Genomic DNA, 15096 nt, shown 5'->3' with positions numbered 1-15096 from the left:
TTCGTGATTTCTGTGGTTGGTTTTAACGTTTATAAAAATATTGATTAAGATGAGATAACGCCTGCTTTTTTAGACTAAAAGCACATTTCAGCCAATTAATATCAAAAAATGCGTAAAAAATCTTTTAAAATCAGATAGAATGCTACCAAGTTAGGATAAAGATCTGCCTTAACTTTGCCTCCTTTTTTGATCTTATAACTCCACATCCCTCTATGCGCATAAAAATTGATCGTTTTGTAGTAGCAATTATCGTGGTTATCGCAATCGCATATTTTTTCCCTCAGTGGGGCGTTGCTTCAAGTCCGGTGCCTTTAGATCTTATTAGCGCCATAGGGATTGCGTTGATCTTCTTTTTTTACGGACTTAAGTTGAGTCCGCAAAAGTTGAAAGCGGGGTTGGGAAATTTTAAACTCCATCTATTAGTACAGGCCTGTACGTTTTTAATTTTTCCATTGCTTGTGCTGTTATTCCGGCCGCTTTTACAGAATGAAACCCACGAGATCCTGTGGTTGTCTTTTTTCTTTTTAGCCGCTTTACCCTCAACGGTGAGTTCGTCTGTTGTGATGGTTTCCATCGCTAAAGGAAATATTCCGGCGGCCATTTTTAATGCCAGTATTTCCGGAATACTAGGCATTATCATCACGCCGCTGTGGATGGGCCTTTTTATAGACGATATGCAAAGCGATTTTGATTTTACCCAGATCTATACCAAGCTGGTGGTTCAGATTTTACTCCCCGTGATTTTAGGGATGTTGTTGCAGCGGTTTTTAGGAGGTTTTGTTCAGAAGCATAGCAAAAAACTCACTTTATTTGATAAGAGTATTATTTTACTCATCATTTATAAAAGCTTTGCCGAGTCGTTTTCAGACGGACTATTCGCTTCGGTTTCTTGGTTAGATTTGCTTTTAATATGGGGTGGAGTACTAAGCCTGTTTGCTGTTGTCTTTTGGTTGACCGGAAGCATTGCTAAATGGTTACACTTTTCGATTGAAGATCAAATAACCGCACAATTTTGTGGAACCAAAAAATCGTTGGTACACGGCACCGTCTTTTCAAAGATCATCTTTACCGGAATGCCCGGCTTGGGCTTAGTGTTATTGCCGTTAATGCTTTTTCACGCTTCGCAAATTATGATCATCAGTGCGGTTGCTTCTCGTTTTGCCCGAAGAGTTACTGAGCAGGAAGTGCTTTAATCTACAAACCAATTTTCAAAAATATTCTGCGTATGCTGCTCTACTGAAGTAAGCGGCAAGCGTACAATATGCTTTTCTGTGGCAAGATAGCGACGCACAATACGGTCTGCGTAAGCCGAGCTTTTCTGCGGAATTAGATAATGCTCAAAATCCTCGTGATGATTAAAATCTGCTGCATCGTCTATAAAACCATATCCTGAAAACCGACCTTGTTTTAAATAGATAAAAGATTTCTCACCCGTTTCTCTGCCTTTTTCTACCAATAGGCAGGACTGCTCGTACTGGTGAATATAATCGAGCGCTTTAGATACGCGCAGATTGTAATCAGCAACACTAAGATCACCAGAACACGCACCACTGCACTTGTGTATTTTATAATGATTGCAGGTAACCACGCCTTGTTGCAGGCCGCAATATTTAGGGCATAATTCAAATTCCTCACAAAGATGCTCCATAAACTGAATGGCCTCTTCACGGGTGTAAAACTGCATCCAACTCACCGGTGCGATCTTGTTTTTATGCAACGCAAACTGCTCAATCCCTTGTTTATTATGATAGGAGGTGAGCTTATAAGGTTTCGACGGATTCTTTTGTGCTTTATTGTACTTAGGGTAATATTTTAAAATCAATTCAGCTTCCCGCAACAGTGCCAGCAACTCACTGCCTGTAAGTTCATAGTCAATACTGTGCGTGTTTTGCAGCAATTCATATTTGCGATTACTCTTTTCTCTGAAATGCGAAAGCACCCGCTTTTGTATGTCTATCGCCTTACCGATGTAAAGCGGTTTTCCGTTTTTGTCTTTAAAGAAATACACACCCGGTTTATGCGGAAGATTCTCAAAATCCTGCGCTTTAAAGTGTGGAGGGAAGTAAGACTCTTTGGACTTTCGGTTAAGGAATTCCTCGATGACTTCATAATCCGGATCAAGGTCCAGGCAGCGTTGAAATAAGATTACCGTAGCTTCGGTATCTCCTTGCGCCCGGTGCCGGTCGTAATGCGGAATATTTATAGAAGTACACAAATTGCCCAGACTATATGAAAACAATCCCGGTATGAGTTTCTTGGCAAGCCGAACGGTACACAAGCGTTTCCGGTTAAAATCAATGCCGGCTTCTTTAAATTCTGCTCGCACCACGTTATAATCAAAACCAACATTGTGTGCGACAAAAATACAATCACGAGTAAGCTCTAGGATCTGTGGCGCAATTTCATCAAAATAAGGCGCATCCTCAACCATCCGGTCATTGATGCCGGTTAGTTTTTCAATATACAGCGGAATTTCTCTTCCCGGATTTACGAGTGAAGTAAACCGGTTAAGCTCTTTACCATTCTGAAGAACAATGATGCAGATCTCTGTAATTTTATTGCCTTTGATCCCGCCACCGGTAGTCTCAACGTCAATAACTGCAAACTTGGCCTCTTTCATATATAATCGCGAATTCGAATTGTACACTTTCCGAAATCGAAAAGTACATTTTTTACAAAAATACAAAAGCCCTTTAAATGATGTTTAAAGGGCTTTTAAATTAATCCTGCTTATAGATCATAATATCATCATATTTATGCTGATAATTGACCGGGTTCTCTCTGGTGGTGGTCGTTGACCACTTGAAAGGATTAGAAACAAGTGTGGTGGTTTCAAACCATTCCATAAGTTCGACGATGCTTGATTTATTTGAGGTGAAATAAAAGTATTTCGAGCCTTCCAGTAGCTCCAAAATATCAAGGTAGTCCTTAAGCTTCCAATACTTATCACTTCCATAAGTGGCGGTGTCTGTGCTTAGGTACGGTGGATCAAGCAGATAAACCGTATTGTCGCTTTTAAACTGCTGATAAACCTCTTTATAATCCTTGCTGACAACTTCAAGCCCTTCTAAATATCTCTCAGCTTGAGTTATATCAGACTTTCTTACCGTGTTATACATTGTGGAGCTGCTCAACTCTTTAAAGCTTGTAGCATATTTACCTGAGAACAGTATCGAGCTTGACAACGTAATGTAATCCACATACCCAAACGTACTCTCGTGCGTTTTTACGGCTTCAATTATTCGGTTCTTTAAGTCTATTGGGATTTTACTTTGTCGTGCCACAGGAGCAGTAATTTGCCGCAATTTAGCAAGCAATAAGTTGGTTTGAGGTATCGCTTTTAGCCGTGCGCTGAAGTTGTCATAATCATTATAGATCACTCGTGCTTCAGGATGTACGTCTTTGGTGACGCGACTCAATAATCCAGAGCCACCAAACAGGTCTACGTAAGTAGCATCTACTGGGAACTTCTTTAATGCCTCGCTGTACTCCTTTACAAAGTTTCTTTTCTGCCCCTGAAACGGCAAGGGCGCCGATTTAAATTTCTGCATTGTTATTAGTGTTTGATTGATGAATGTTTATTTTTGTCCCTCTGACCATTTAAACACGAAAAGCCACAAAGCAACCGGAAAGACTTATGTCCTCCAGTAGCCTTGTGGCTCGTGTTTTTAGAATGGTCAGAGATTTTAAAATGCTGGAGGACTCTTTTATCCCGCACCTCCAAAGCGGTTATTTAAATTCCTAGTTTGTTGAATTGCCAGACGGTTCCGTCATAATTGAAAATGCCGCGTTCACCATTTGTTAGGTTAACCGAGTCTACTAGACCGCTTCTTTTAATTTGAATGCCGTTTTCTATCACTGTTGTAGATGGGCTATTGGGTATTCCATCGGGGTTAGATACTCTTACTTCTATTATGCGGCCTTTTTTAGGGTTTGGCGGTAAATAAACGTCTTGGTTTTGATCACTCTTGACTATTATAATGTGATCATACTGCCCTATGGTGTGACCGTTAGAAATATATGGGATTTCGTCTACATTAAGGTGATGAGCTGCATTGTTGAAAAATCCTGATATTCCGTCAATCGTTAAATCTCCAACGACTTTTAATCCGCCTTCAAAGTAACCTCCTACACCATTTCCGGTGGCGTCTACTCCAAATACCCCTGCATTAACTCGATTGGGTTCTATGCGCGTTAAAATGCCCATTAATGAGGCATTAATCGCACCGTTAGAAGTCAGGTAGTATAAGCCGCTCCCGTTTGAGAAAAAACCGTTTGGAGACAACGAGCCAAACTCAGTACCTACAGGATTTCTTAACCGCATTCCTCCAAGCGGAGCGCTTGAAGTTACTTCGACATCTACATCGTCGTCAATGGTGAGTATCTCGTCGCCAACTTCATTATAAAATACGATGTTATTGTCTGCATCGGTGATTTCGATGCGCTTACCGGTGTCTGAAGTCTTGAGCGTTCGTGCGATCAGATTTTCAATCACTGCGTTATCGGCGAAGATCATACTGGAGACCAAAACACCGTCAAGGGTTAGTTTTCCGGCTTCGGTGACGTTAAAGTCCAATGAGCTACCTTCATTGCCAATCTTAAACTTTCCCTCGCTTAGATCAAAGAAGTTAAGACCGTCAAGACTCTTAATTCGACCAGTGGTGATTGTGTCGCCGCTTATGAACGTCATACCGTTTGTAAAATCAAAGTCACGACGATCATCTGCAACAGCATAAAGAATACCCAAGTTAAAAAGGTATTTACCGGCTTGCTCGTCTACACGCTTGGGCGTGTCGCTTATCATCCACTCACCGGTTAAGGCAGTAGTAGTACAACTGGCATAAATATAATAGGGCTTAGCCGGATCAAGGTTTTCAAAGCTGGCGGGATCAATATCCCAAACATAGCCCAGTTCTTCAATATCAATTTCATAATGTGCAAGCTGGCCACCGCTAATGGTTAGTGCATTAGCGTCACCTTCAGCATTGGCTTGAATGCTTACTCCAATGAGTCCGAAGTTTTGAGACTTGGCACCCACGCTGAGCATAAAGGTTTCAATACTGAGCGGCTTGATATTCTCCGGGTCAAAGTACCCGTCCGGGTCAAAGATCAAGTCTTGTAGATTTCTAAAGCGTAAAGCCGAACGTCTGGCGAGTTCTACACGTTCCCGGTCTACGTCACGAATTTCTGTTTTGTTGTCTACTGTATTGGCCACCAAGCGTTCTTGTATGGTGTATGGAATACTATCTGCTATAACCGCAGAAACTTGATCAGGGTTAACCAGCGGGTAGTTAACCTCCACTACGCGTACCTTGTTATTAATACCTAAATCGCTATCCAGCACGCGCACGATGTTTCCCACGCGTAAATCAATACCGCGCTCCCGTATATACTTCTCATCAATGTCTAGGTCATAAATTACACGAGGTACGCTGTTTTCTTTGAGGTAGATTTGCGTTTTGGTTTGTAGTTCCAGTTCGGCAGCCTCTATATAGCTTTGAGGCATTTTAATATCCACTAGCGTATATTCATCGCCAACCTCCGGGTAATTCAAATCATTGGGCAACGTGTAGCCATTCTCTTCAACAAATGGATTAAAACGCAATTGTTGCTCAGCATTCCTGTAGTATTCAATCTCAAATTCATAACCGGCAAGTGCTCCGGTCTTAAAAACGATCTTTGCCACGGTTCCCTCCAGCAAATAATCATTAACATTAAAATTAAGGGCGGTATCCTTAATGATTCGGCGGTCTAATGCATCGATACTTGTGACCGTTCCGGTGCGGTGTGGGTAGACCTCGTCAAAAGTTACCGAACCTTCACGCACGCCATATAGCTCCGTATTTTGCTCAAGATAGCGGTCTTCAAATACGAGACGTGTTGCACCATCTCGGTAATCCTGATCTAAATTTTTACGCGCGCCAAAGCCATAAACGCGGGTTACGATGTTCTTGTCATCGATTCGGTTACGCTGAATGCTATACAAACCCTTCCCACGACCGTATTCAAACTGAAGTGTGGTATCTACGCCCACGGTTTTTTGCATTGATATGCTTTTGCCTGTGATACGGAACTCCATCTCAAAGGCCTCAGCAATTTTGGTTAAAGCGCTGCGACAGCTCTCGTCTGCAAAGGTCAAGGTTTGATCTGGGGCAGCCTCAACATTCTCAATAGACCAACCGGCATCGATGCTGTTGATGTTGGTTAAGAGCAACTCAAGGAAAAGTTGCGGGTCACCGTGATACGAGAATGAAGCCTGACCCTCATCCATAAAGATTTTGTTATACAGGCGGTAAATCTCACCCTCAAACTCTATAACGTACCGGTACGTGAAGTTATTTATCTTCTCCATACCCGGTGCAGTATTGATGTAGTACCGTTCACCTCGCCACTCAATATAGTCACCTATCTGTATGGCCATCGGAGCGTGCGTAATACTATCCACAACGATCTTATGCTCACCCATTAGCTTGTGGGTGAACATCGATCGATCATCTAGCGGGAGTTGAGCTATTTTTATAGTGTTTCTTAATACAAATAATTTCATGTTTATAATGTTGAAGCAATCCAAGCTAAAATCTGATACGCACGGTCAAAATACCCCCAAATATCCCCAGCGTGAAGACCATCACCATTCCACCTGTCTAACTTATCAAGATCAAATGTGTCATAAGATTTTGCCCCTGCTGTACCTTTTGGTGATTGGATAGCGTATAAAGGCAACTCATCAAAATCTGTATTTATTTCTAATTCTGCTTTAAGAGCCTGATATGCTGCTAGCCTATAGGAATTAACAGTGGTTTCCTTTATGTAACCTTGCTGAGAGTAAAGACCGCTATTAAACACCCCGTAACCTCTGTTCGTACCCATTAATATCTTAATAGATGAGTTGTGAGCGTGTATGCGTTCCCCCATTAGTATGACATCGGGTATTACTAATGATCCGTCACTTATATTATTAACGTCGTTTTCAGTCATTATAATAGAAGCGTGGGTAGGTTCGCAGACGTCATATTCGTTTACATCAGTTACAAGTGTTCCTGCCGTACTTCCTACTACTAATCTAGTAACTCCATCGGATGCTAAAGTCTTGTATTTGTTGAGATACTCAGTATAATTGAAAGCATAAGAACCACCGCTACTTTCTACTGTGTCTAAGTCAAAGAACGGATTATCCACATCAGTAGTGCATCGATACAAAATATAAGCTTTTTGTGCTTCATCGTCTGCACTTGAATAAGTGCCTCCAAAAGTATAAGTAACACTATCGTAAGTAAATGAAGTAACACCGTTAACATTTACGATCCAATCCCAAAGTTCCTCAGTAGGGTCAGCCTCATAGTACCCGTGGCAAGCTAAACGCATTAAATCACCTGTTGCTGTTGTGTTTGAGAATCCGACATAAGTCCTCCCGGGCGTTCCGTTACGTGTCATTGTTCCAAGTCCTAAAGAATCCCAAGCGGCTTTACCCACTATTCTGTAAGGTGTATTACTTCCGTTTTGTCTGCGTGTATTTGTGAACTTTCTAAGGTAATCGGAAATTGCCCAACCGCCACGACCTTCGTTACAAGCCCTAACTGTATAAGTTCTATCGAATTGGGTTAAAGTATCTATACCTAGCATAGTACCCACGTTAACAAGTGCAACATTACCTATATCAGCGTTTAGTGCTTGAACAAGAAAATCAATAATAACAGAATAAGCTATCTTATTTCCGTTTGATCCATTTACTTGTCCTTGAGTTAGACTATCACCTATACTCGTTAGCTTTATCATTACGTTTTGCAAACTAGACAAAGGGCTGTGCCTAAAAGGAATCGTAAAAGTTTCCGTCTTATAGTTATCTGCACTTAAAGTCAAAGAAACATTTGTAGTTCCATCAGTGTTTGTTTGAAAGTCGATCACAGCGCTAGCTGAACCGTTGACCCTTGCGGATTTTAAAGCTTGCGTGAATATCCCTTCAACCGGTATTCGAGCTGTAAAATTTAAAGTTCTATCATCATAGTTTAAACCTCTCACAACCGTAGGGATGGTTACTATACTTGAGATATCTTCCAAATCGGGTAAGCTCTCTTCTACTTTCTTATTTAAATCCGAAAGTATAATTTCAGATTCTTGCGCATCGTAAAAATGCAGCACGTTTGGATTAGGCTCTGAAGGGGCAGACGGTACCGTGGTATAATTTGCATTTACGTAACTGCCATACCATTGCCGCGAGTAATTACCCGCACCGTTATTCCATTCACCAGACTCATTTGCAAGATTATCACCCTCGTAGTAAATAGGTAAGTACCTGTCAGGTGATGATTGATTACAAAATAGTTGATCGCCATCTTCAAGGGTTATAGGGGTGTCAAGATCTATAATTCTTTCACATACGCTCTTATCTGATGGCTCGGTATCGAACGTATAATTTTCGTCAATTTCTGTCTGAGGTATAGTGTAGTCAAGAACACGAGATTCAGAACCTCCTGAGGCTTTTTTAATTACTAATTGTACGCGCAGTCCTGCTGTTGAAGCAGCAAGTCTAGTCGCGCGACAAATAAAAATCCCTATACTTTTAATCGGTTTTCCAGACTTTCCAAAATACCAAGAGTTAATTCTGCTATAACCACCGGAACTCCCGAATGAAAATATTTTATATTTAGAATTGTCTGCATCAGGCTCAACCTGAGTAGTTACATCTACCTGTTTAAACTTTTGATCCGTAGCTTTTTTAACATCATAAAGCTGTCCAGAAGTAGCTAATTCAGAGCTATTTTCTATCGGCTCACTTTGCGATATATCTGCCGCAGTCAATCCCGCCTCCTTTAAAACCTGCGTAGTATTATCGCTTGCTCGCTGGTAAAATTCTGCTTTGCTTTCTCCGGCATCTGTATAAATAAAAGGGGTGTCTTCAGCAGGAGGAGTTCCGTTGAAAAATGCATCTTTCGCGGCGGGATTTGTAAATAATTTAAAGCCTTTAGCTGAAGCGCTTATACCTTTACTTAAAGCAGCCTGTACTTTCTCATCTACTTGTGCTGGGGTTATGTATGGAGAGTTTGCCATTTTATTCAGTTATTAGGTGTTCGTATTGAAAGACGATGGTGTCACCGTCGTTTATAGGTTTATTTATTACAATTTTCTTTTCGGCAAGCGTGGTGGTATAATCACTCAGGGGATCGTTAAGCCTTGAGAGTACACCGGCCTCGGTTTGTACAAATACATTGAGTAAATTGGTAGGTTCAAAGTCAAAATAGTAGGTACGCTCGTCACCGGCTTGAGCCAAAATTGATGGCTGGGTATAGCTGCTTACGTTTGCACGTATATACTTTTCCTCAATTACAACACTTTCATCGGTGGTTATCTCACCAACTTTTAACACCTCGGCAGGTATTTGTATGAGCTTGATTTTCGCATTTTCGTCAAGTAAAGGCGGGTTATCTGCTTGATCAAGATTAACCGCGAGTAAAATACCAATGTGTTCAAAGTCTTGAGCCTCTAAAACCTTTATAATCTCACTTAAATCAATATACTCAGGCTGCTCATTGTCTATATTTCCTATCAGCACTTTATCATTTCGCTTAAGGGCGGCGCGGTAGGTCATACCTTTCCAAAATCTCTTATCCATTACGCGTATATTTTAATCAGTTCGTATAAATTGGTTACGATGTTGTTGTATTCATTATCCAGCAAGTATCCCGTTTCAAGAGGCTTGCCGGTTTGTTTACTCATTAGCGGCACCGTCACTTCACACATTGCAAAGTCACTAGCCACTTTTATATTTCGCACTTCAACACCTTTGATGTTGAAACATTCCCGTGGGATGCCGTCTATATTTATAAGGCGCATACCGGGAGCGGCTAGCAGCTTGTGCAGCTGTTGCATGTGCTGCGCGAGTTGTGCGTAGCTATCGGCATAGAATACCAGCACAGCTTCAAACTCGTGTGCGCTTGCCGGTGTGATCTGGTAGCTTTCGGTCTGGTAGAAAGTCACGTTTTGAGCCTTGGGTTTAGGAAGGCTTAAATTGTCGTTTAAACGGGTGACAAACGCTCCTAAAACTTTGAGCGAAACCCCGTCGATATGGTAAGCGGCACTTTCGGTACCGCTTAACAAATTGGCTCCAAAATTGATCACCGGTTCTCTAAAGGTGATACGAATAGACAGCCAACCCAATTGCAGGTGTTCTGCTTCGATCTGGTCATTGATGTACACTTCAAACGAACCGTAAGGCGTTGCCAGCGTCACCAGATCGTCGTAAGCTTTAACCGCGTCGTAAAACTCAGCAAGGCGGGTGTACGCGAGTTCTTTGGTTGTGGCTACCACGTAACCCGAGAAAACAAGATCCCGACCGCCGTGACGTATTTCGCTTGCGAGTACATAAGGTTCTACACCTTCCTCGCCCGTCCAGTCGTGAAAGGTTTTGCCAAGACGTGCCGGCATATCAAGCTGACCGCTCAGTGCGATGTTACTACCGTCTATACGCCCGGAGGTGATGCCGTAGGTCTCAAATGCTATGTTGTTGATGGTGTACATTATCCTCCGGGTTTTCCTAAGTCACGCCCAGAAGCCGACTTGGTTTGTTTTGAAATTGTTTTAAGCTCAGCCACCGCATACATTACCTGTATTACAGTATTGCGGGTGTTTTCTTCTATAAGGGCGTTGCTGGCCATTATGTTCATCGTAGCATCGCAGCACTTTTGCTCCATTGCAAACCAGCGCTCAGAAAGCTGAAAATGTTTTTTTGTGATGTCATACTGCCCACGGAAAAGCCCGGTTAACTCGCTTGCGGTCTCTTCGGTCATCTCGCGACGTATAGCACCTTGTAGGCCTTGCTGTGTTTGGTTGCCATTCACAAGGTCTTCATCAAGTATAGAACTCCATTGCTCGTACTGATCAATCGCTTTTTGTACCTGCGCCTGATATTGATCGCGTATGGCCTGCGCTTCTGTGGCGCTCAGTTCGCCTTCACTTTCAGCATAGGCGGCAAAGTTTTCATAAAGTTGCTTTAAGGGTTCCTCAAGTACTTGGTACTTGATCCCGTTTAAAATTGCAGCTTGTAACATCGTTTCAATATCTCCCGAGAAATCCTCAAAGCTGTCTTTCCCTTGACGTAGTCCTTCTATGATACTATCTGAAATTGCGTTACTCGTGGTACCGGTAAAAATCTCGTTTGCTTTGGCCTGTAAATCATCAAGCATCCCGTTTATATCTGCTCCCTCTTCTTTAAGGTTGCGCAGCTGCTCAAATAATTCTTTGGCGCGGTCATCCAACTGTCCTTGCTCGTAGAACCGCTCAATATCTTCAAAGGTTTTACCTAATAGACTAGCATATTCATTTACGACGCGGGTCTTTTGGCCTATGCCTAAGAATCCCCCGTATTTTTCAGTATAGCTTCCGGTTATGTATTGCTGGCCTTGTAGCTGCTTGAGTAATGCAGCCTCGTCTTGTGCATTTTGTTGCTGAGCAAGTTTGAGCGCTTCACGTTGCGCAGCGATACCATCGAGGGTAAATTCTACCTCCTGTGCGCGTAAAATATTACGATCGCGCAAGATTTCATTTATGCGGCGCTCACCATCTTCAATACGTTGATTGATACGCAGGAGTTCTTCTTTTGCTTTTCTTTCACTCTCCCGTGCTTTGGCGGCTATTCTAAAAACACCAGATATTGCATTTATTGTACTGGTAATTCCTCCAACAATGTCACCACTCGCAAAACTGGCACCGGCTTGTGCTGCATCACCCGCAACAGCCGCGAGTTCTCCTATGGTGGTAATCGTGTCACCTAATCCTTCATCGAAGTAACCGACGGAGTCGCCCAAATCAAGAAACGCGCTTGCGATCTGTTGCGTTTTTCGTGCAATTTCGTTGAGTTTATTAGCGGTGTTGTTATCTAAATCCCTGCTTAACGCATCTATTTTCTTTTGAATGTCCTGAGCAGTTTCTTGAGATATCACCCCCGCAGCGAGCAGCGCATTAACCATTTTTTGGGCGCTATCAATAACACTTTGAGCAGCGGCACGGCTTAAGCCATCTACACCGCGCAAAAGGCGCTTATATGCCTCGGTACTTTCTGCATACTCTTCGCCTAAGGCATTTAGCTGTTCTTCAAATTTTCGGCGTAATATTTCGGCTTCAGCAATCGCACCCGCTTCCAGTACTTTTTGGCGCTCAGCATTATACTTTTCGGTAAGCAGCTTGCGCTTCTCTTCAAAAGTCATCAACTCGGCAAGCAGATCGTTAAGCTTTTCGGCCTGTATACGTTTTTCGGTATTGGCCAGATCGGTGAGCATATCTACGCGATCACCTTGACCTCCAGTATTGGTGCCATAGGCTACAGCTTCAAAAGCAGCCTCGTTTCTTTTTATGATATCCTGCAAGTAATCGCGAAAGGTTTCAAACTCACCAAGCTCGCCCTTGTAACGTTCTCTAGCCTTCTCAATGCCAAACTGCTTTCGGTACTCTTCAAATTCGCGGAAAAGTTCCTTTTGTTGCTCCAGCTCTTTTTTTAATGCTCGGGTTTCTTGCTTGTATTGCAGATCAGTCTCGGCACTTTGCTGAATTACTCCTAAACCGGTTAGATCAATTTTAGCCTTTGCATTTTTTGGGTCAGCATTAAACTCCTCGATCAATGCACGCACTTTTGCAAACTTATCGCGCAGGGCTTGCAGCTCTTCGGCATCACGATCCAGTTGCTTGCGTGCATATTCCCGATCAAGGTCTGCAATTTTCTCAAGCAGCTTTTTACGCTCGTTAACTTCCTTACGATTAGCATCAGTTTTGCCGTCACCAAAAATGTCAAGCCCCGCAGCTTTGGCAATCTCAGCCGCTTTTTTATTCAGGTCGTCAACGATCTTCTGACTCTTATCGGCTACGGTTTTAGCATCGTTCTCCAGTTCGTTAAGCTCATCAGCTAGAACCTTCTGACGAAATGCAGCACTATTCGCAGCTAGGTTGGTAAAATTACCTTGAGCTTGTGAAGCTGTTGAGACCCCTCTTGCACGTGCTTCGGCTTCCTCTTTTTGCTTGGCTGCAATTTCCTCCTCAGTTTCAAATTGCGCTTTAGCATTTTCGGCCAGCTGCTTAGCTGCATCAGCTGCGGCAAGGGTAGCTGCTGTCTTATATAGCATCGCTTCAATATACGCGGGCGCTTTTTCGACCACAATACGTTCAGCTTCATTGAGATCGTCGGTGTTTTTATAAACCTTGCCAAGGGTTGCATTGTACTGCTTAAGGGCGACCTCTTTATCAATAATTCCGTCTTTAGCCTGTTGAATGGTAGAGCGCAGCGTGATCAGGTCTTTAATAACCTTTTGATACTCGTTAGATTCATAGGCTTTATTGAGCGCTTCAACACTTTTGGTATGCTCATCAATAGCCGTGCGACCTTTAAATAACTCACTAAATAAATTGGCTATTTCTTTACCATAAACGGTAATTAGTGTAATACCTAATGACAAGGCAACATTCCAGCTAAAAAGGTTACCTATTACACTTTTCCAAACCGGCACCCCTTTTTTACCACTGGCGACCAGTGCGTCGTTTTCTTTGCGGAGGCGACCAATCTCATCGGCGAGAATGGGGATGTTGTTTGAAAGTGCCAAGAACCCGGTTTGGGCAGAATAGGTAAAGGCGGGAAGTTCGCGGGTGATCTGGTTGATTGAGTTGCCAAGGCCGTTAAACGTGCTTTTGGCTTTAGCAGCTTTCTTAGCCGGTACATCCAGACCCGGAGTCGTTTCCAAAGCTTTGAGCTTTGCCAATAGATCATTGATCTCTGCCTGACTCAATTCGGCCTCTTGCCCAATTTTCTTCAGGTAATCGCGTACCTTTTGGGCTTCGGCTTTTGCCTCAGGTGAGTTGATCAAAAACTCAATATCTATAGGGTCAATTTTTTCCACGCTTAATTTTGTTGAACAGGGCTGCGCCTGTATCTTCAATTACCTGATCTTCTCGTTTAACGTGCTTGAAGTTTGCACGGTCTGCCATCATAAGCAGGAGGTTTGCACGCGAGACTTTCCATAGCACATAATGCCACGTCCATCCGGTTTCCTTTATAATCTGGTATAATAATCCCCAAGGGCTATGTAAGCCGGTTTGCTTTAACTCCCCTGATTGTTCTGACCCAGATTCGGAGTCGTCAGTTTCATCTTGCGAACCGATCTGGTAGTACTCATAAAATCCGCGGTACCGCCGTAAATTAGTAAGGCGCTGGTGAGCGTAAAAAGTTCACGAGGTTTGCAATGCCATCGCAAGTACCACGCTAATAGCCGCGTAAAGAGTTTACCACTCCAGTAGCCGTTAAGAATGGCACAAGCAACCGCTTTGCTTATGCTTTTGCCGTGTAGGCTCATCAATGCCAAAGCCTCTTCTGTGCTTGTGTTCTCCAGCTTATGATCTTTGAGACCGGTACTGAGATAATACGCAGCCACGCGGTACATGGTGCCTTCATAAGGAGAGGTCAGCTTGAGCGCTATTGTGCGTTTACCAAACCATCTTAGAAAAAAAGGGGCGGCAACTTTTACCTTGACGCCCCTATGTAGGATGGTTTGAGCTGCGAGATGCTCCGTTGCCGGATTTTCTTGATGCTCGGTTTTCATTACGCTTCAATTGGTTCTACCATATCAAATGCAGCCAAACCGTCAACCAATGGCTTAAGAGCCATAATAGTCACATCTACCAATGCGATACCGTTACGGCGCACTTGATGATTGATTCGTGCATTTACACGCCCACGAGGTATAACGATCTTGTAACCATCTAAGGTTTCAAATTCAAGGCGCTTCTCAACGTGAAGGTTTTCTGAAGGACGGCTCCAAGTCTTAGAAGTTCCGGCAACGGTCACCACTTCACCACCACAAAGCAAGGCAAGCGTTTCTACACTAGTGTCCATAATCTGGAGCGTTGCAGAAATTCTACCTTTCTCCGTGAACTCCATAACCGGGTCTACGTCCATCTCATTGTAAACAGGGGTTGAAGTACCTTCCTCCTCAACGATGTTGAACGTGTCACGATAGACGTCGTCTTTCAATTCTGTAGGGCTACCGGCGCCTAGGCCGTCTGCCGCATTAATGTCGTCGATTTTAAGGCTCGCGAGACCGTATCTATACTTTGGCATTG

The 15096-nt window shown here is 43.1% G+C and carries 10 protein-coding genes; 1 reads left to right on the top strand and 9 read right to left on the bottom strand.

The genetic code is table 11. The features are described from left to right. The first annotated feature begins 212 nt into the window (after nt 1–212). Nucleotides 213–1193: a bile acid:sodium symporter gene (locus HCN54_RS10110; RefSeq protein WP_167597700.1), complete on the top strand. Its 981-nt coding sequence runs from the start codon at nt 213–215 to the stop codon at nt 1191–1193. On the opposite strand, the gene HCN54_RS10105 is transcribed toward HCN54_RS10110, so the two are convergent. The 9 genes from HCN54_RS10105 to HCN54_RS10065 all read right to left on the bottom strand — a co-directional run bounded on the left by HCN54_RS10105 (nt 1190) and on the right by HCN54_RS10065 (nt 15094). Beyond that, the gene (locus HCN54_RS10105) at nt 1190–2620 is read right to left on the bottom strand and encodes an exonuclease domain-containing protein (protein ID WP_167597699.1); all 1431 of its coding nucleotides are present in this window, start codon (nt 2618–2620) and stop codon (nt 1190–1192) included. The genes HCN54_RS10110 and HCN54_RS10105 overlap by 4 nt on opposite strands. Nucleotides 2621–2720: 100 nt before the next feature. Next, complete coding sequence (locus tag HCN54_RS10100) at nt 2721–3551, bottom strand: DNA adenine methylase (protein ID WP_167597698.1); 831 nt, start codon at nt 3549–3551, stop codon at nt 2721–2723. 182 nt (nt 3552–3733) lie between these two features. Further along, nucleotides 3734–6547 (bottom strand): phage tail protein, encoded by a 2814-nt coding sequence (locus HCN54_RS10095; RefSeq protein WP_167597697.1) that lies wholly within the window; start codon nt 6545–6547, stop codon nt 3734–3736. A gap of 2 nt (nt 6548–6549) precedes the next feature. Beyond that, nucleotides 6550–9048, bottom strand: a complete 2499-nt coding sequence (locus tag HCN54_RS10090) for a hypothetical protein (protein WP_167597696.1) — start codon at nt 9046–9048, stop codon at nt 6550–6552. Nucleotide 9049: 1 nt separating this feature from the next. Next, on the bottom strand, nt 9050–9610 hold the full coding sequence (locus HCN54_RS10085) for a hypothetical protein (protein WP_167597695.1): 561 nt from the start codon (nt 9608–9610) through the stop codon (nt 9050–9052). Further along, nucleotides 9610–10515 (bottom strand): hypothetical protein, encoded by a 906-nt coding sequence (locus tag HCN54_RS10080; RefSeq protein WP_167597694.1) that lies wholly within the window; start codon nt 10513–10515, stop codon nt 9610–9612. The genes HCN54_RS10085 and HCN54_RS10080 overlap by 1 nt, the downstream gene beginning before the upstream one ends. Beyond that, entirely contained in the window at nt 10515–13877 is a 3363-nt protein-coding gene (locus HCN54_RS10075; protein ID WP_167597693.1) for a hypothetical protein, read from the bottom strand. Before HCN54_RS10075 ends, HCN54_RS10080 begins: the two co-directional genes overlap by 1 nt. A 201-nt stretch (nt 13878–14078) precedes the next feature. Further along, complete coding sequence (locus HCN54_RS10070; RefSeq protein WP_167597692.1) at nt 14079–14576, bottom strand: hypothetical protein; 498 nt, start codon at nt 14574–14576, stop codon at nt 14079–14081. Beyond that, the gene (locus HCN54_RS10065) at nt 14576–15094 is read right to left on the bottom strand and encodes a hypothetical protein (RefSeq protein WP_167597691.1); all 519 of its coding nucleotides are present in this window, start codon (nt 15092–15094) and stop codon (nt 14576–14578) included. Before HCN54_RS10065 ends, HCN54_RS10070 begins: the two co-directional genes overlap by 1 nt. Nucleotides 15095–15096 lie beyond the last annotated feature (2 nt).

Source organism: Leeuwenhoekiella sp. ZYFB001 (assembly GCF_011784865.1).
In the GTDB taxonomy this organism is placed as follows: domain Bacteria; phylum Bacteroidota; class Bacteroidia; order Flavobacteriales; family Flavobacteriaceae; genus Leeuwenhoekiella; species Leeuwenhoekiella palythoae.
The sequence above is the reverse complement of the archived record's forward strand: the minus strand, read 5'-3'. Positions and strand labels throughout refer to the sequence as shown.